This window comes from Cytobacillus citreus (assembly GCF_018343665.1).
GTDB lineage: Bacteria > Bacillota > Bacilli > Bacillales > Cytobacillaceae > Cytobacillus > Cytobacillus citreus.
This window is the reverse complement of the sequence record NZ_JAGYPM010000004.1, coordinates 47177-64332: the sequence shown is the minus strand read 5'-3', so window position 1 is coordinate 64332 and position 17156 is coordinate 47177. Positions and strand designations below refer to the sequence as shown.

Annotated in this window: 16 protein-coding genes; 5 read left to right on the top strand and 11 right to left on the bottom strand. The window is 39.1% G+C overall.

Translation table 11 applies throughout. The annotated features are described in order from the left end of the window. Both KHA94_RS16995 and KHA94_RS16990 read right to left on the bottom strand, forming a co-directional pair. Positions 1 to 231, bottom strand: a 231-nt coding sequence (locus KHA94_RS16995) for a hypothetical protein (RefSeq protein ID WP_213103336.1), incomplete at its 3' end; no start/stop codon positions are given. A gap of 614 nt (positions 232 to 845) precedes the next feature. Then, positions 846 to 2789 carry an elongation factor G gene (locus KHA94_RS16990; RefSeq protein ID WP_213103335.1) on the bottom strand — a complete coding sequence of 648 codons (1944 nt, stop codon included), beginning with the start codon at positions 2787 to 2789 and terminating at the stop codon, positions 846 to 848. A gap of 192 nt (positions 2790 to 2981) precedes the next feature. Between KHA94_RS16990 and KHA94_RS16985 the strand changes: the two genes are divergently transcribed. The 3 genes from KHA94_RS16985 (at position 2982) to KHA94_RS16975 (ending at position 5580) form a co-directional block, all read left to right on the top strand. Then, complete coding sequence (locus tag KHA94_RS16985; RefSeq protein ID WP_213103334.1) at positions 2982 to 3683, top strand: metallophosphoesterase family protein; 702 nt, start codon at positions 2982 to 2984, stop codon at positions 3681 to 3683. A gap of 710 nt (positions 3684 to 4393) precedes the next feature. Continuing rightward, on the top strand, positions 4394 to 4660 hold the full coding sequence (locus KHA94_RS16980) for a hypothetical protein (RefSeq protein ID WP_213103333.1): 267 nt from the start codon (positions 4394 to 4396) through the stop codon (positions 4658 to 4660). Between the two features lie 122 nt (positions 4661 to 4782). Then, entirely contained in the window at positions 4783 to 5580 is a 798-nt protein-coding gene (locus KHA94_RS16975) for a cyclase family protein (protein ID WP_213103332.1), read from the top strand. A gap of 208 nt (positions 5581 to 5788) precedes the next feature. On the opposite strand, the gene KHA94_RS16970 is transcribed toward KHA94_RS16975, so the two are convergent. The 8 genes from KHA94_RS16970 to KHA94_RS16935 form a co-directional block, all read right to left on the bottom strand. Then, positions 5789 to 7036, bottom strand: a complete 1248-nt coding sequence (locus tag KHA94_RS16970; RefSeq protein WP_213103331.1) for a chloride channel protein — start codon at positions 7034 to 7036, stop codon at positions 5789 to 5791. A 94-nt stretch (positions 7037 to 7130) separates the two neighbouring features. Continuing rightward, complete coding sequence (gene rlmD, locus KHA94_RS16965; RefSeq protein WP_213103330.1) at positions 7131 to 8528, bottom strand: 23S rRNA (uracil(1939)-C(5))-methyltransferase RlmD; 1398 nt, start codon at positions 8526 to 8528, stop codon at positions 7131 to 7133. 181 nt (positions 8529 to 8709) lie between these two features. Then, the gene (locus KHA94_RS16960; protein WP_213103329.1) at positions 8710 to 9642 is read right to left on the bottom strand and encodes a diacylglycerol kinase; all 933 of its coding nucleotides are present in this window, start codon (positions 9640 to 9642) and stop codon (positions 8710 to 8712) included. A 356-nt stretch (positions 9643 to 9998) separates the two neighbouring features. Further along, positions 9999 to 10934 (bottom strand): hypothetical protein, encoded by a 936-nt coding sequence (locus KHA94_RS16955; protein WP_213103328.1) that lies wholly within the window; start codon positions 10932 to 10934, stop codon positions 9999 to 10001. A 143-nt stretch (positions 10935 to 11077) separates the two neighbouring features. After that, positions 11078 to 12169 (bottom strand): hypothetical protein, encoded by a 1092-nt coding sequence (locus tag KHA94_RS16950; protein WP_213103327.1) that lies wholly within the window; start codon positions 12167 to 12169, stop codon positions 11078 to 11080. Continuing rightward, the gene (locus KHA94_RS16945; protein WP_213103326.1) at positions 12166 to 12639 is read right to left on the bottom strand and encodes an anti-sigma factor; all 474 of its coding nucleotides are present in this window, start codon (positions 12637 to 12639) and stop codon (positions 12166 to 12168) included. The genes KHA94_RS16950 and KHA94_RS16945 overlap by 4 nt, the downstream gene beginning before the upstream one ends. Beyond that, complete coding sequence (locus KHA94_RS16940; protein ID WP_213103325.1) at positions 12636 to 13211, bottom strand: RNA polymerase sigma factor; 576 nt, start codon at positions 13209 to 13211, stop codon at positions 12636 to 12638. The genes KHA94_RS16945 and KHA94_RS16940 overlap by 4 nt, the downstream gene beginning before the upstream one ends. Positions 13212 to 13495: 284 nt before the next feature. Next, positions 13496 to 13687 (bottom strand): hypothetical protein, encoded by a 192-nt coding sequence (locus tag KHA94_RS16935; RefSeq protein ID WP_213103324.1) that lies wholly within the window; start codon positions 13685 to 13687, stop codon positions 13496 to 13498. A 404-nt stretch (positions 13688 to 14091) separates the two neighbouring features. Here KHA94_RS16935 and plsY point away from each other — a divergent pair, with 404 nt between their 5' ends. Further along, positions 14092 to 14718: a glycerol-3-phosphate 1-O-acyltransferase PlsY gene (plsY, locus tag KHA94_RS16930; protein ID WP_213103900.1), complete on the top strand. Its 627-nt coding sequence runs from the start codon at positions 14092 to 14094 to the stop codon at positions 14716 to 14718. Positions 14719 to 14886: 168 nt separating this feature from the next. Beyond that, positions 14887 to 15819: a manganese-dependent inorganic pyrophosphatase gene (locus tag KHA94_RS16925; protein WP_213103323.1), complete on the top strand. Its 933-nt coding sequence runs from the start codon at positions 14887 to 14889 to the stop codon at positions 15817 to 15819. 257 nt (positions 15820 to 16076) lie between these two features. Here the strand turns inward: KHA94_RS16925 and KHA94_RS16920 are convergent, their stop codons facing one another. Beyond that, positions 16077 to 17150: an NAD(P)H-dependent flavin oxidoreductase gene (locus tag KHA94_RS16920; protein WP_213103322.1), complete on the bottom strand. Its 1074-nt coding sequence runs from the start codon at positions 17148 to 17150 to the stop codon at positions 16077 to 16079. Positions 17151 to 17156 lie beyond the last annotated feature (6 nt).

The window sequence follows — 17156 nt, the reverse complement described above, 5'->3', positions numbered from 1 at the left end:
AATTAGAATCATTGGTGCCGTATTAATGGAGATTGAGGAAGAATGGACCAATAAGAAATCTCCATATCTAAAAAAATAAAGGCGTAATAACTGACCATTTACAGAGTGAAATAGCCTAATTTCGAATTGACATTGAGCCTCTGCGGGCATGATATAAAGCCAGGCATCTAATATGCCTGGCTTTATATCATGCCCGCCCCTCAATGTAAATTCGAAATAATTATAGTTCACTTGACTAATACTCTTTTAGTACAGTCGAATCATTGTATACAATTTTTACACACAAATATGGACTTGACTGCCTTTGGTTACAGTGAGAACCATTTTTCGCGTATGGCGGGCACCAATAGTCGCTTTTGGTTACCGTACGAACCATTTTTCGCGTATGGCGGGCACCATTAGTCGCCTTTGGTTACCGTGTGAACCATTTTTCGCGTGTGGCGGGCACCATTAGTCGCCTTTGGTTACCGTGTGAACCATTTTTCGCGTGTGGCGGGCACCATTAGTCGCCTTTGAATACCGTGTGAAACATTTTTCGCGTGTGGCGGGCACCATTAGTCGCCTTTGGTTACCGTGTGAAACATTTTTCGCGTATGACGGGCACCAATGATCGCCTTTGGTTACCGTACGAACCATTTTTCGCGTGTGGCGGGCACCAATGATCGCCTTTGGTTACCGTGAGAACCATTTTTCGCGTGTGGCGGGCACCAATGGTCGCCTTTGGTTACCGTGAGAACCATTTTTCGCGTGTGGCGGGCACCAATAGTCGCCTTTGGTTACCTTTTATATAAAAATTATCCACATAAACAACAGAAATCACGCTAACCGCTAGACTTATTAACGCATTATAAACAATGCATCATTCCTTCAGCTTCATCCCATTTCACAGTAAAGCCTTGTCCTTTTGCACAAAATATGGAGGAAGAGGTATAGTCAGGATCGGCATTTTTATCATATGCGATCCTTTCGATTACTTCTTGTTCGTTATGGCAGCGATGATAGCCTGCAAACATTAAGCTTATGCGGCCTTTTCCTTGTGTGAAAGAGGCAAGCACCGTACTGTAATCCATAAAGGTAGAAACAGGAACGATCCCCGATAAGATCGCTTTTTCTCCTTCCGTAACTGGCGGGTCAAATCGGCCATATGCCGTCTGAATATCCGATAAAACCCTCCCCATTTGGTCCATATCTACTTTTATCTTGAACTGATAATATGGCTCGAGCAGAATGTTGCTGGCTTTTTCCAATCCTTGTCTTAAAGCACGGTAGGTGGCTTCCCTGAAATCGCCCCCATGGGTATGCTGATTGTGAGCTCTTCCAGTTAACAAAGAAACCTTTATATCTGTTAACGGTGACCCAGTAAGCAAGCCATGGATTTCCCGTTCATACAAATGCTGACCAATCAAATTTTGATATCCAATTGATAAATCATCTGTATGGCATTGGCTTTCAAATAGGGTCCCGCTATTTCTTTTTCCAGGCTCCAATTTCACATGGACTTCTGCATAATGACGAAGCGGTTCGAAATGGCCATACCCAATGACATCTGTTTCAATGGTCTCTTTATAAAGAATCTCTGGCTTTTCAAAAGCAATTTTTAAACGAAACCGTTCAAAGACCATTTGCTCTAGCACTTCTAGCTGGATCGCTCCCATGACATGAAGATGTATTTCCTGCAAACGCTCCTCCCACGTTATATTAAGTGAAGGGTCCTCCGCTTCCAACATGCGAAAATATCGTAAAGCCTCCTTTACGTTTACGCCAGGTTCAAACACCACTTTCGATCGCAGCGTTGGCACCATTTTGTACATCGCTTTTTCCTTTAGTGCGCCAACTCCATCACCAACGGATGCGCTAGAAAGTCCAGTAACAGCAAAAAGCTCGCCAGCTTCTACCTGATTAATTTGTTCATATTGGGTTCCATTATAACGGCGGATTTGTGTCACTTTTTCTGTTATTTCATTTCCATAAGAGATCTCATCCCGTACCTTTAACACGCCACTAAGTGCTTTAATAAAAGTGACTCTTGTACCATTTTCCTCATAACGGACTTTATAGACTCGCCCTGCAAAAGGTTCACGAATAGGGAAATGCGTAACTGACAATAATTCCAGCTTTTCTAGAAAAGAATCCACTCCTATATCCTGCAAAGCAGATCCGCTTGAAGATGGGTAAATTTGAGCAGATTGAATCATGGTTTGCATTTTTTGGAGCCATAAATTTGGTTCATATCCTTTTTCCATATAATGCTCCAATAAATTCTCATCCCGCTCTGCAATGAATTCTATTAATTCATCCTCCATTTTGCCATCAATAAATGACCCAGAAATATCACAAACATCCTTTGTTAAATGACTGCGAATCTCATCTAAAACCCGATTGATGTCTGAACCGGTCCTATCGATTTTATTAATGAAGAAAAATGTTGGGATGCGGTGCTTTTTTAATAGATTCCAAACGGTTTCCGTATGCCCCTCTACTCCTTCTACTGCACTGACCACAATAATCGCCATATCCATCACTTGGATTGCCCGCTCCATTTCTGGAGAAAAGTCGACGTGCCCTGGGGTATCAATTAAATAATAGGTGGAGTCCCCAAATTCAAAGATTCCCTGGTCAGCAAAAACGGTAATGCCGCGCTGCTTTTCAATCTCATGACTGTCAAGAAAGGCACTTTGATGATCAACCCGTCCGCGTTTCTTAATACTTCTTGTATGGTAAAGCAACTGTTCGGAAAAAGTTGTTTTTCCGGCATCGACATGTGCTAAAATTCCAATCGTTTTGTTCATGTGTATCATACTGCTCCTATTCTTATTTCTGACTGTTTATAATAATAATCATTATAGCAATCTTTTGGCGTTTTCTCATATGAAGAAAAATTGGGGCAGTTCTTATGCTTCTGCCCTTCTTACTAACTGCCATTTATATGTTAGAATGAATAAACCAAACTATTGTAGCAGTTTAATAAGGATGTGAGACGGTTGAAACGAATGCTTGCCATAAGTGATATTCATGGAGATTTAGAAAAATTCGAGAAACTGTTAGAGCTTGTTAAATATGACAAAGACCGAGACCAGCTACTGTTATTAGGTGATTTTGTGGATCGGGGGACACATTCGAGAGCTGTTTTAGATAAGGTCATTCAGCTGAGGACTGAGGGAGCCATTGCATTAATTGGCAATCACGAAAAGATGATGATTGATGCTTTTCTTGATGATCCGATGAATTTGAAAAGATGGTATTACAATGGCGGAATAAACACGCTCCAAAATTACGGCTATGAAATTGAAAAGGACGATTCGGAGTATTGGTATACGACCGATGAAATGCCTGAGCCTATTCAAATGAATGATGACATTCGTTCACACATTGAGATACTAAAAGAATTTCCATACTACTATGAAACAGACACCCATATCTTTGTTCATGCAGGAGTTCATCCAGATACACCCATAGAATCGACTGAACCTCAAACATTAGTGTGGATTCGCGAGGAATTTCATAATGGATACACGGGAGAAAAGACCGTTGTATTCGGACATACGCCGACAAATTATTTGCACGAAAGCAAGGATGTTTATTTTGGGAATAATAATATCATTGGAATTGATGGCGGTTGTGCTTATGGTGGAAGATTGTGTTGTCTGGAGGTTGGGAGTTCACAAGTTTTTTATGTTGAATAATAGATTTTAGAGCGTTCCTTTCTTGATAGGTTCGCTCTCTTGAGTCTAGCATCTGAAATATTTTTTTAGAAAACTTTTGGATTATGCAAAGGGATAAAGTGCGGTTCGATTTCCTGATGGCCGATTACCCATCAGGAAAAAAGTAATTCTTCCATTACTAACCTCAACCTTTCGTTATTTCATTCATTTTTTCCTAATATCTTTCGTAAATACTTTTCCACTAATATTTCAGCCTCTTTAATCCCCTTCTCGGTTAAATAATGAAGCTGTCCCAAAAACAAAGGTGTCAGACACTACGAATATATCCGTCGGCCGTAGTTGCCACATGATAAGTCAATTCAGACATAATTTAGTCCTCTTTTAAAATAAATTTTCTAAATTATTTCTATTAAACTTTATTAATTTCCTCTAATTGTTATTCTTCATCAACTATCCTGCTATGTTAAGATCAAAAGTGGAGTACTCAATATATCAACTCCTATTATTTATTTACAAACTAATACGTTTTAGCGGATGAATAGTTTCTTGATTTTTTAATGTCGTAATTCGAAGCAAATATGCAATAGACTCTTCAACTATCGGGCGCAATCCAGATTAGGAATGGAGCTCATTCTACAGTGGTCCTCCCCCACCAAATCAAATATTGGGAAGGAGCTTCCGCTGGCGTGCACGACATCCGGTTTTCACCGGCAACCCTAGGAGGGCGCCCGTTGCCCGCAAGACAGAAAAAAACGATTTTTTATGTCTTAAATGCCAATAGTTTTTACCAAACTAAGCCAAAAGCAGGATTGAGTTTTCTGAGATATCCAATTATTATGAATTTACTAGAAAGTTCTTTTGTTAAATTTCATTTAGGGTTCGTCTGTCAAGTTGGATTTGAATTGCTGTTGTCAGCATTGAAGTTCCTGCTCACGGGGAATTACCTCACCTATGTGGTCAAAAAGAGGGAGCAGCTCTTACTCAGCAAGATATACTAATATGCTAGAAGGCACCTGGCTGATTATATACTAGATAATATCGTCTTTATCGATGAATTGCCGAAAAATAGTACGGGGAAAGTTATGAAATTTTTGCTGAAAGAATCTGAGGAGGTGTAAACATGATTGAAACATTTGTACGAAATGGAAAAAGAACAATAATTATAGATTTAAGTGATCGATTATCAAACGACACTCAGGACTTTGAGCTGAATGCTCATAAAATAACATATAAAAATCATAAAGATTCAATTGCAGTAACAGAAAAGTTTTTGGGACTTGATAAGTCTTATTGGCCCGATGAAGAAGGATGGGCGGTAGAGGAAGTAACTTTATCTACTCATTCCTATACCCATATTGATGCACCTTATCATTATGGATCTACATCTAACGGAGAACCGGCAAAAACCATTGATCAAATTCCTTTAAATTGGTGTTATGGAGATGGAGTTCTTATAAAGATGACACACAAACAGGCTGGTGAAGAGATTAATATCGGTGATATACAACATGAGTTAAAAAATATTAATTATTCTATCAAACCTTTTGACATCGTACTGATACACACTGGGGCTTCCAAGCACTTTCATCAGCCAGGTTACGAGTCTATGCATGCGGGACTAACTGCTTCAGCAACGGAGTGGTTCATTGACCAAGGGGTAAAGCTGATTGGGATTGATGCATGGGGACTAGATCGTCCATTTGATGTAACAGCCAAAGAAGCAAAAGAAGGGAAATCGCAGTTTTGGGAGGCTCATCTGGTAGGTAGACGTAAAGAATATTGCCAAATAGAAAAGCTTTGTAACCTTGATCAGATTCCAAAACCTTATGGTTTTACCGTATGTGCGTTTCCCATTAATATCACTAATGCAAGTGCTGGTTGGAGTCGTGTAGTAGCTATTTTCAATGAAAGTAATTAACTCTTACTGGGATCTTTTTAACGAAAATAGACAAAAGCTAATTCAAAAAGGGGAAAAACTTTCAAATTTGTGCATGTGTGATAGATAGAAAAATCCCCATGTATTGACATGTGTTAATTTTTCAGGGAGTACAACCCTGAGACAAAGGGATGGCATTTGCTTCATCTCATTCAGTATCCATCCCCATCTTCAAAGACTATCTGAGACCTTAACTCAGTGATGACTGCTTAGAGTATCTCGATTTCAACTTTATTAAATATATTGGCAAATATGCTGCTAATAGCATTGGTATAATTAGTTGTAGTGGGAATATCATGATAAAAATTAATACAACTGCTATTGGCTTTTTGAGTACTGCACTTGTGAGTGAAGTAGTGACAACGGTAATAGATGTTACTGGATCTATTGAGAATATCAACGCAAGTCCATATCCTATACTTACACCCGCGAAAATAATAGGAAATATATGTCCTCCACGCCAACCAGTTGCTAAACAAAATTCTGTTAAGAATAGCTTTACAATACCTATTGCTATCAGTAGATAAACTGAGATATGGGTCCACTCTGCAGCTAATTCTGTTAGCTCATGAGCTCCCGAAAATAAAGTAATAGGAAGAACAGTTCCGATTAATCCTAGTGCTAATCCTCCAATAACAGCTTTAATTACTTTATAATTTTCAAGTGGTTTAAGCACCTTATGGAAAAAATGCCCAAAAAATTCATATAATTTTGCAAGTAATAATCCACAAAGGATAAGTGGGATTATGGCTATTATTTCATGTTTACCTATTGTTGCTGAACCAAAATCCGCTAAAGAAAATTGTCTGTAATCTATTTTGGATAACAGTATAAATACAAAAAAACCTGCAATAGTAGTAAAAGAATATACAAGTGTCTTTATCAACTTTATACGTTTTGGATCTTCTCTATCTTCAAAGAATGTAGCAGCTCCAAATAACGGTGACCTAAAAATCATGCCAATTGTAGCCTCAACACTATACTTTATTACGATTTCTTCATGTTCATTTACAATAGTTTTTTTCTTAACTAAAGATTTTAAAACATCTCCAGCCCATGTAGCAAGACCTCCTACAATACCAACTAAAGCTGCCTCGGGACCAAGACTAGCTCCAAAAGAAAGAACACAAATGGCCGTTATTGCGTTTTTATATCCTGAACTGTAATCAATTCTTTTTGTTTCCTTGAATTCTGCAACTACATCATCCATATTACGTGGATAATTACCAAAATACTTTTGACATAAGCCTACTAAAATACCTCCAACTAAACACACGATTATGGTCCAATTTTTAACATCAATCACATTTGGTAAATCAACCCATAAAAAGTGAGTTGTTAAAGAAACAATCGCTAAAAAACTCCATGTCAGAAGCCCTGTAATTCCTCCTATAACGATGCTATATAAAATTAAATTTCCTAATCCTAAAAATTTCATTTTCTTCTATTGCCCCACTTTCCTTCTGAGTTCAGCTCTCTTTATGCTAATCTTATTTTCTGACCGCTGCCACAAGAGTAGGAATCGTTACGGCCTAGTTATTATCCTTTTCTAGTTCTGATGTCATGCGTGTCAACAGCGCGACACACTCGACGTGTGTAGTCTGCGGAAACATATCCACCGGCTGCACCTCAACCGTCTTATACCCGCCATCTTCCAATATCCGCAAATCCCTCGCTAATGTTCCAGGATTGCAGCTGACATAGACGACTTTCTTCGGCTTCATGTCTATGATTGTTTTCAAAAGTGCCTCGTCACAGCCTTTTCGAGGAGGATCGACAACAAGTACGTCTGCTGAATTTCCTTTTTCATACCATTTTGGAATGACTGCTTCTGCTTCCCCAACGGCAAATTCAGCATTTATGATTCCGTTAAGTTCTGCATTGCGTTTCGCATCCTCAATCGCTTCCGGCACAATCTCTACACCAAAAACCTTCTTCGCCTTTTGAGCAAGAAATAAAGAAATCGTACCAATTCCGCAATAAGCATCAATGACCTTTTCTTCGCCACTTAGATCAGCGTATTCCAGAGCTTTTTCGTAAAGAACCTTTGTTTGCTCTGGATTTACTTGATAAAAAGAACGGGCAGAAATGGCAAACTTTATATCACCGATAAAATCATAAATGACTTCTTCTCCCCAAAGTACTTTTGTCTCATCTCCAAAAATCACATTTGTTTTCTTTGGATTGACGTTTTGGACAATTGATTTGATTCCTGGTACTCGTGAGATGATTTCCTCAATCAGTTTCTTTTTATGCGGCAAATCATTTGTTCTTGTAATTAATACTACCATCACTTCACCTGTCACAAGTCCATAACGAGTCATGACATGGCGAAGGTCCCCTTTGTGCCTGCCTTCATCATAGGCACGAACGCCATACCGGCTGCAGATTTCAATGACCTCCTGAACTACCTCGTCATTTTTCTCCTGCTGGATGATGCATTCCTTCATATTAATGATTTGATGGCTTCGCTGCTGGTAGAAGCCACCGATTAGTCCGCCTTCCTGTTCACCAACAGGAACTTGAGCCTTGTTTCGGTATCGCCAAGGTTCCTTCATTCCAAGGACTGGGTGAACTTTAACATTTTCAAGCTTCCCAATCCGTTCAAGCACATCCTTCACTTGCTTTTCCTTTGCTTTTAACTGTCCTTCATAGCTTAAGTCCTGAAGCTGACAGCCGCCGCATTCCTTATAGATTGGACACGGAGACTTTACTCGATATGGGCTTTCTTCATATGTTTCAATAAGTTTGCCAAATCCGTACCCTTTATTTACCTTAATCACTTTGATCTTTGCTTTTTCTCCTGGGAGACCATTCGGGACAAATAGCGGATAGCCATCAACCTTAGCAACTCCTGCCCCATCATGGGTTAAATCCACAAATTCAACATCTATATAATCATTTTTTTGTACCGGTAGTGTTTTGCTCATTATTTTCTTCCTCATTTTTAACTTTTAATAAGGGAAATTGTAACACATTATTCGTTTGAATACGAAAAATGATTTTGCTGACGAACCATAAAACAACTTATCAGCTAGTTTACAGCATTTATCCTCCAATCAAAATAACCCGCAAAAAAACCCGCTCCTACTCGGAACGAGCTTCTTCTTTCTAATTACTACTAACCCAATCTCTTGGACGATCCTCTTCACGTATTTCATCAATCGGGACAAATACTTCAAGATGCCTGTACAGATTGACAAACTCTGCAGGCAATAATCCTCCAAACTCCCCATCAAGATTCAGCTGCACCTTTTCACTTGAATGAACTTTAATCCGATTAGCCTGTGTATAAATAACATTAGAATCATGGATATGCTCACCACGAATAGCCAATGTAGCAATTCGGATAAAATCAGCTAAGTTTGTCTTTTTTAAGATTAACAGCGAGAATAATCCGTCATTAATCGATGAATCTGGAGCGAGCTTTTCAAAGCCTCCAACAGAATTTGTTAATCCTACAAGGAAGAGCATAGCCTCTCCTTCAAATAGCTTCCCATCGTACTCAATGCTCACTTCCGTAGAGCGAATCGATGGAAGCATTTCGATCCCCTTTAAATAATACGCAAGCTGTCCAATCATAGTTTTTAGTTTACTTGGCACTTCATAGGTAAGCTCAGTCAGCCTGCCCCCGCCTGCAATATTGATAAAATATTTATCATTGATCCGTCCGATATCTACAGGTATTGTATCCCCTTGAACAATTATGTCTGCGGCCGCTTCGATGTCTCTAGGAATATGGAGCGCTCTTGCGAAATCATTTGTCGTTCCAACTGGAATAATCCCAAGCTTTGGACGATATTCCTGCTCTGCCAATCCATTCACGACTTCATTTATCGTACCGTCTCCTCCAGCAGCTACAACGAGATCATAGCGACGCTCTACAGCAATTCGAGCTGCCTTCGTCGCATCTCCAGCACCTGTCGTCGCATGGCAAGAGGTCTCATAGCCAGCTGTTTCTAGCCTTTGCAGCACCTCTGCTAAATGCTTTTTAAAAATCTCCCGCCCGGAAGTTGGATTATAAATAATTCTTGCTCTTTTCATTCCCATCATCCTATTTTTTAAACTTAATATTACTTTATCCGTTTTCTCATTCCCCGTTAACATCATATCTAAAAGAAACCAACATAGCAATTTTTTACTCATTTCTGAAAGTCTATTTGAAAATAAGTAAAAAAAGTAAAATTCCAACAAACCTGTACGATACTTCCGATATTAATAAATGCTGTCTGTCTGAAAAAGATACCCAGATCATCCGGGTATCCTCTTTTTTCACCTATATTAATTCCTACTCTAAAAAGTATAATTAAATTTCCTATAGATATACGAGCAAATTGCCGATACACCTATTGGAACGAGTGCTCATACAGACTACAATTCTATTGAAGTTTAATACTATTTTATTCAACCATATTTAAGCTGATTTGATTAGTATTCAATATTTGAAGATGATGACTGCCTTTTCCTGTTTGGAAAGTGGCATGCTTGAAGGTAGTATCCGTATATCCTTCTTCAGTTTGCTGCTCTGGTTCCTCTGTTACTGTCCATTTTTTGCGGTCACCCTCAAGCTCTAGTACTCCTGATGCCGTTACTTTTACATCGCTAGTATTTTGAATTTGCAGAGAAAGATTAGAAGCCTGATCGACAGCCCAATCGCTCACAAGTGTACGTGGTTTAAGTGTAATGGAATTATTGTTTCCGTTCACTTCAAGCTTTACATGATTTGGGATGAGAATGGTTGCATTGAGGCTAGCGAAACGGTCAAATGGACCTGCAGTCTCATTTGGCAATCCTTTCACCGTTACATACAGGGTATCCCCTTTTTCCTGAATTGAAACATAATCCTCAGCTTTTGAAATCAACTTTTCATTTTTTCCAACCAATGCCCGATACGTTCCAAACATAGCGATATTATTCTCAGTAGTTCCTTCGATTGTTAATGGATAGTGATCAGCATTAACGACGACGCGTTTCACCTTATTGCTTATTGGTTGCTCATAAGCTGGGAGGTCCATCGTTCGCTCTTCTCTTTGCAAAACATCATCCATTTTCTCTAATATTCCAGTTGAACTTAAGATAGCAAAGCCAATCCCAACTGTTCCAAGTATCCCAACAAAGAATATACTAAGGAAATCATATTTTAAAAACGGCTTTTCCTGCCGTGATAGGAATAAAAATAGTAGTATCTCAATTCCAAGAACAACTAATATAATCGGCCACCATGACATCATGACATGAATCAGATCTAAATTAAAAAATTGAATTAATAGTAGAATAATACCTAGAAAAAGGAGCGAAGCCCCCATTGAAAAAGTACCAACGCGCCAGGTTCTCATACTTAACCCACCTTTCTTATTCAAAAAATAGAGTAATTCCGCTGTTTTATTGTGGAATTTTCCCTGAATATAGTCCGCTTTGGAGATTTACTGTCCAAAATCTCATTTATATAGTCCGAGTTCACATTTCAGAAAAACTCGGACTATACTTCCTCATTTGGCTGCTCAACGATTTGCTTTTCTTTTTTTCCAAAAAGAAGCTTCAAACCGCCGCCGATCAACAGGATACAAACGATACCTGTTTGGAAATAGCGATCAAACCAATATCGAATATCGATATCAATCATGTTAGAGATCATTGGTGAAACAGCTGGCAGCAAAATATTCGTTATTAAATAATATAAGCCAAGGAATACAAGTCCGATCCCAAGCCATTTTTGATGATTAATTAGATAGGAGATAATCGGCGTATCTTCCAACGGCTCATCCCCATATTTCGAAGCCTTTTGCAGACCATCAAAAAAGCTGTAAAACCAAATGATTGGGATGAGGAATAAAAAGATCCCTAGACGCAATACATCCAAAATATAAATCGAGAACAGAAAGGCTGCCATCAACTGGATGCCTCGACGCTGCATTCCAAGATACAGATGTCCTGCGCCTGGAAATATGGACAAGAAGGTCGCAATTGATTTGCTTTTCTTACCATCCTCTCTTCTCGTTTCAAAATCCTCAAGGATTGTACGATCCACAAGCTCTTCCCCGCGCTGCTTCCGGTTTAACTGTTGGATAGCATCGAAAAAGCCGTACACCCAAATAACCGGTAAAATAGCCCAAAACAATAAAAACTCACCTCGGTGTGTAAGAACTGCAACAAAAGTCACCATTACACCAAAGCCCAGAAATGCCGTAAGCAGTGTAATCCCTCTGTTCATCAATCCGAGTTGGAAATGTCCTAGTCCTGGGATAAAAGATAATAGGATTGTACGGAATCGTTCAAGTTCATGGTCACTAGCCTCTGAACTCTCTGCCGAAAGCTCTTGCTTGTTTTTAAATAGCTTGGTACCCGTGATAGCCGTATCAACTAAATTGACAATGTAGAGAAAAATCCCTGCAAAAACAACAATAAATGCAACATCCCCATCACCAACGCTTACACCGATCACAAAAGTGAGAACGATGAGGAAGAATTCCCCTAACATATACCCAAGTCCCCGTAAGACTTTTCCTAAATATATTAAGCCTCCGCCTGGGAAAAACGCCAGCAGAAAAGCGATAATTGGATTTTTCATCATTTTCCCTCCTTCTTATTTTTTGTCTCTAAGGAATCCATCCAAGCAAAGGTTTTGTTGACAATCCCTTCTGTCATAGAAGTTTCCTTCTCTTTAAAACTTGGACTCTGAACATTTTCAGCATATTTTGTAATCGACTGGAATACTCCTGTCGTCATTAAAAGAATCGTCATGGCAGCAGCAATTGAATAATGGAAAAGAGCTGATTGATAGAAGGATTTACTCTTCTTTCTCACTTGCGGCCTTTCAATATGGTTATTCTTGTATTCCGCAATGGAAGCCATGATAGAATCCGTAAAATCAGCTTCATTTAACATGATCGGTAATTGGCTTTCCTCCTCCGCTACCGCCTGGAGATACAGATCCAAGCATTGGTCACAGCCATAAAGATGATTTTCAAATCCCTCACGGACATCTTTATTCAACTCATTTTTCACGTATTTCAACCACTCTTCTTTAGAATAATGTTTCATGAAAAATCCTCCTCCTTCCAATGCTTTTTCATCCAGTTACGGGCACGGTACAGCTTTGTCTCAATTGTCTTTACTTGAACATTTTGTTCTTCAGCCATTTGCTGATACGTCTTTTCAGCGATATAAAAATCATAAATGACATTCTGATAATTTTCAGGAAGCTCGTGAAGCTTTTCCCGAACAAGCATAGCTCTTTCTTTAAGAATAACCTCTGTTTCAATGCTTTCTCTTTGCGTCCCAATCGTATCATACTCAATTACATCTATTATATCTTCCTGCCTGCGATCCCGCTTTCTCTTCAAATCAATCGCGTGGTTAACAGCAATTCTTGTAATCCATGTTTTAAAGCCTTGATTCTCATATTGGGGGAGAGAGGTATAAATCTTTAAAAACACTTCTTGAGCAGCATCTTCCGCTTCTTTTTGATCTCTTAATACGGCATAAATCGTTCGAAACAAATCATTGCGGTATTTTTCGACCAAAAGCCGGAAAGCATGGTCGTTGCCGCTCTTTACTTTTTGGATAAGAACTTGGTCGCTAATCTCTCTCTCCCCCTTTCTGACAGCTTCCACCCTAATAGACGAAAGCTAAGTATCATTTCCCTACACGAAAAATAGTTTTTTTAAATTTTTTTCCGAAAGGTCATAAATGCTGTTGAATCCTTAATTATGTAAAATATGGAGCAGTCTTTTGAATTCTATATTAACTGGTTGCTCCACAGGCCGTTAACATGATGACATGAAAGACGCTCTTCATAAGAAGTTCGCAATTAGCACAACTCCTCCCAATACAAATACGCCTGGATAAAATCATCCCAAGCGTCGTTAAAGATATGAATGGTTCCCCAATCATTCTATTACTTTATCCAAATATAAAAACCTAAAGCAATTATTGATAATACAGTAGTTGCAGCATATATTAAAGTGAGATTCGTTGTATTTCTTTTAGCAGAGCTTCGATAATTCGGGTCCCCCTTTGAAATGGCCATTATTGTACTTATGATTGCTATAATGGTGAGGACTATTACCAAAATAATCGCGATACTCATCGTATATCCACCCCTTAATCTATATTATCCACTTCAAAATAGTGAAAACTTATCATTAACAAAAGATTACCATTCTATTATACGCTCAACAGTGATTTATCTCACATTTTTTCAATTTATAAAGAAAACTCGCCGATTGGCGAGCCTTGGAAAGGCGAAGACAGAGGCGTAGTTGCACTTATCGCGCTCATATATGTCACGTCCTGTGGCATTCGCCCGACTAGGACATCCTGTCCGTCGTACTTTATTCCTAAAATTGGCAACTACATCGAATCTTCTTCTGCGCTGACAATTTATTCTTAACGTGAAAAAATAACCGCCAACCATAACCATTCCATGATAAAATAAAGTATACTTCCATGTTTAGAAATCCATAACCATTATTCTCCCATAAGGATGATATGATGACAATATTTCTGTTTCTAATTGCTTATTTAATAGGCTCTATCCCTACTGCTCTCCTTGTCGGCAGGATTGCTTTCAATATTGATATTCGTGAGCATGGAAGCAATAATCCTGGAGCCACCAATACGTTAAGGGTACTCGGCAAAAAAGCAGCTATCATTGTACTTCTAGTAGATGTAGGAAAAGGAGCGCTTGCCGCGAGTCTTCCATTTTTACTAGGCGTTGAAATCAATCCTTTATTATCGGGGCTAATCGCTGTTGTTGGTCATTGCTTCCCAATATTTGCAGGATTCCGTGGGGGAAAAGCCATTGCGACTACAGCAGGTGTCCTTCTTGTAACGAACATCTGGATGTTTGCTGCTGCTTATCTTGCATTTTTCATCGTCATTTATTTTTCGAAATATGTTTTTTACGGATCCTTATCTGTCGGTCTTACATTACTTATCTACTCTTTCTTTATACCAGGCCGAGAGCATGAACTTATATTTTCTATCTTTCTATTATTATTAATTTTTCTCCATCGATCGAATATTAACAATTTTATTCATAATCAGGAGCCGAAGGTCAATGACAAACGGCTTAAGGATGACCGTATCCCACCTAAAAATAACGCGAATCGTGCTTAACTGCCTTGCCCGAATATTGGACAATCCGATATTCGGGTTTTTATTTTTACTTAGTGCCTGCAGCGGAAATTAACATGAAAGTTAAAAGTTGATTTCTCCTATTATTGTAGATATGTTAAAATGACAACAGGCTTTTTGCCGTATTCTATTCAATCAAGGAGAAGGATTATGTCAAAAATATTTGTATTCGGACACAAAAACCCTGACACAGATTCAATTTGTTCGGCTATTGCTTATGCAGAACTAAAGACTAAAATAGGGGTAGACGCTGAGCCTATTCGCTTAGGACAAGTAAATGAAGAAACACAATATGCATTACACTATTTCAAAAAAGATGCACCTCGATTAGTAGAGGCGGTTTCTAAAGAAGTTAGCGAAGTAATTCTCGTCGATCATAACGAGTTCCAGCAAAGTGCTGACGATATTCGTGATGTGAAGATTCTTGAAGTTATCGACCATCACCGAATCGCAAACTTCGAAACAGGTGACCCGTTATATTATCGTGCAGAGCCAGTTGGGTGTACGGCTACTATCTTGAAAAAGATGTATAAAGAAAATGGCGTTGTAATCAGCAAGGATACTGCTGGTTTGATGCTTTCAGCGATTATTTCAGATTCTCTTCTCTTCAAATCACCTACATGCACAGAAGAAGATGTAAAAGCAGCACAAGAGCTTGCTGAAATTGCTAGAGTAAATGCTGAAGAGTACGGGTTAGCGATGCTTAAAGCAGGTGCAGATCTTAGCGATAAGACAATCGAAGAGCTTATTTCTCTTGATGCGAAGGCATTCCAAATGGGTACTTTCAAAACCGAAATCGCTCAAGTGAATGCAATCGATTTAAATGATGTTCTAAGCCGTCAAAACGAGCTTGAATCCGTTCTTTCCGAAGTTGTGAAAAAGAAGGAATTAGATTTATTCCTATTTGTCCTTACTGATATCCTAAACAGTGATTCAGTTGCCATTGCAATCGGAAACGAAACAAAAGCTGTTGAAGAAGCTTACAATGTTACACTTGAGAACAACAAAGCATTGTTAAAAGGTGTTGTATCCCGTAAGAAGCAAATCGTACCGGTTTTAACGAAAGTTTTAGCAGATAAGTAAGAAAAGCGCAAGCGCCTTGCTCACCCCCGACAAGCAGAAGACTGGCCGACAGGAAGGTTGTTCTTTAACCTTCTTGGCGGACTGGCTTCTGACCTCGAGGGGGTAGGCGCTGGAGCTAGACATTTCTCTAACTCGAGAAATGTTATACTTTATTTTTAAAAAATGAAGGGGAGTCTTAAAGTCGTATTTTCGATTTCAAGACTCCCATTTAATATTTCTAACTTTAGAAGATATTCACACTTCAGAATAGCCATTTTTTAATATGAAGAATTTAAAATCATTTCTGTTTCCTCTGTGAGTTCATTCATCAATTCTTTGACTGTTCTTTCCTTCGCCATTCTAACACCCTGCCCCGCCCATAAAGACATAAAGTCCGCTTCTTCCAGCTTTGCTGCATGCTTCCGGATAGGACCCGTCATGTCATTTTGCAATGGAAATGGCATGACAGTTTGATTGCGCATTTCCTTAATAAACCGATTGTTTATACCTCTGGCCAGTTTTCCAGAAAATGCTTTTGTAAATGTTGTTTGTTCCTCCGTACTGTTCAAGAGCTTCTGTTTGTAGACAAACGCTACACCGCTTTCTCTACATGTAAGGAAAGCCGTTCCAAGCTGTACGCCTTTTGCTCCGAGAATCATAGATGCAGCGATCCCTCGTGAATCCATGATTCCCCCAGCTGCGATGACAGGCTTGCTAACGGCATCAGCAACTTGAGGGATAAGTGCCATCGAACCAATTAAGCCACTTTCCTCTTGGTGAAATGTTCCCCGATGTCCGCCAGCCTCACTGCCTTGGGCCACAATCATGTTCACGCCACTCTCTTCAAGCTCTAGAGCTTCCTTTACATTTGTAGCTGTTCCGATAATAACGCAGCCCCGCTTGCGAAGCTCCTTCATTACTTCTTTATCTGGAATTCCAAATGTAAAGCTACACACAGGAACCTTTGCTCTAAGAACCTCTTCCACTTGACCTTCATATAAAGCTTTGTAGTCTTTTTCTTGAGCAATTAGAGTTTCTTCAACTCCCAATTCCTTTCCATAAACGCTTAACTTTTTCGTCATAGCTGCTAAATCTTCGTCTGCGTATATTCCTTTTACATTTGGAACGAACAAATTCACACCGAATGGTCGATCTGTTAATCTTCTAATCTCATTTATAGCTTTCTTTATTTCCTCAGGCTTCATATACCCTGCACCAAGATTGCCTAGCCCGCCACAGTTTGATGATTCGCTGATTAGCTCTGGTGTTGTGATTCCTCCTGCCATCGGTGCTTGAAAAAAAGGATAAGAAATACCGAGCATTTCCGTCACTTCATTTTGATTCCAGCTCAAAGCACA

Coding starts and splice junctions, on each gene's coding strand:
- KHA94_RS16990 (WP_213103335.1), bottom strand. CDS start 2,789: ATGAACAAAACGATTGGAATTTTAGCACATGTCGATGCCGGAAAAACA.
- KHA94_RS16975 (WP_213103332.1), top strand. CDS start 4,783: ATGATTGAAACATTTGTACGAAATGGAAAAAGAACAATAATTATAGAT.
- KHA94_RS16970 (WP_213103331.1), bottom strand. CDS start 7,036: ATGAAATTTTTAGGATTAGGAAATTTAATTTTATATAGCATCGTTATA.
- rlmD (WP_213103330.1), bottom strand. CDS start 8,528: ATGAGCAAAACACTACCGGTACAAAAAAATGATTATATAGATGTTGAA.
- KHA94_RS16960 (WP_213103329.1), bottom strand. CDS start 9,642: ATGAAAAGAGCAAGAATTATTTATAATCCAACTTCCGGGCGGGAGATT.
- KHA94_RS16955 (WP_213103328.1), bottom strand. CDS start 10,934: ATGAGAACCTGGCGCGTTGGTACTTTTTCAATGGGGGCTTCGCTCCTT.
- KHA94_RS16950 (WP_213103327.1), bottom strand. CDS start 12,169: ATGATGAAAAATCCAATTATCGCTTTTCTGCTGGCGTTTTTCCCAGGC.
- KHA94_RS16945 (WP_213103326.1), bottom strand. CDS start 12,639: ATGAAACATTATTCTAAAGAAGAGTGGTTGAAATACGTGAAAAATGAG.
- KHA94_RS16935 (WP_213103324.1), bottom strand. CDS start 13,687: ATGAGTATCGCGATTATTTTGGTAATAGTCCTCACCATTATAGCAATC.
- plsY (WP_213103900.1), top strand. CDS start 14,092: ATGACAATATTTCTGTTTCTAATTGCTTATTTAATAGGCTCTATCCCT.
- KHA94_RS16925 (WP_213103323.1), top strand. CDS start 14,887: ATGTCAAAAATATTTGTATTCGGACACAAAAACCCTGACACAGATTCA.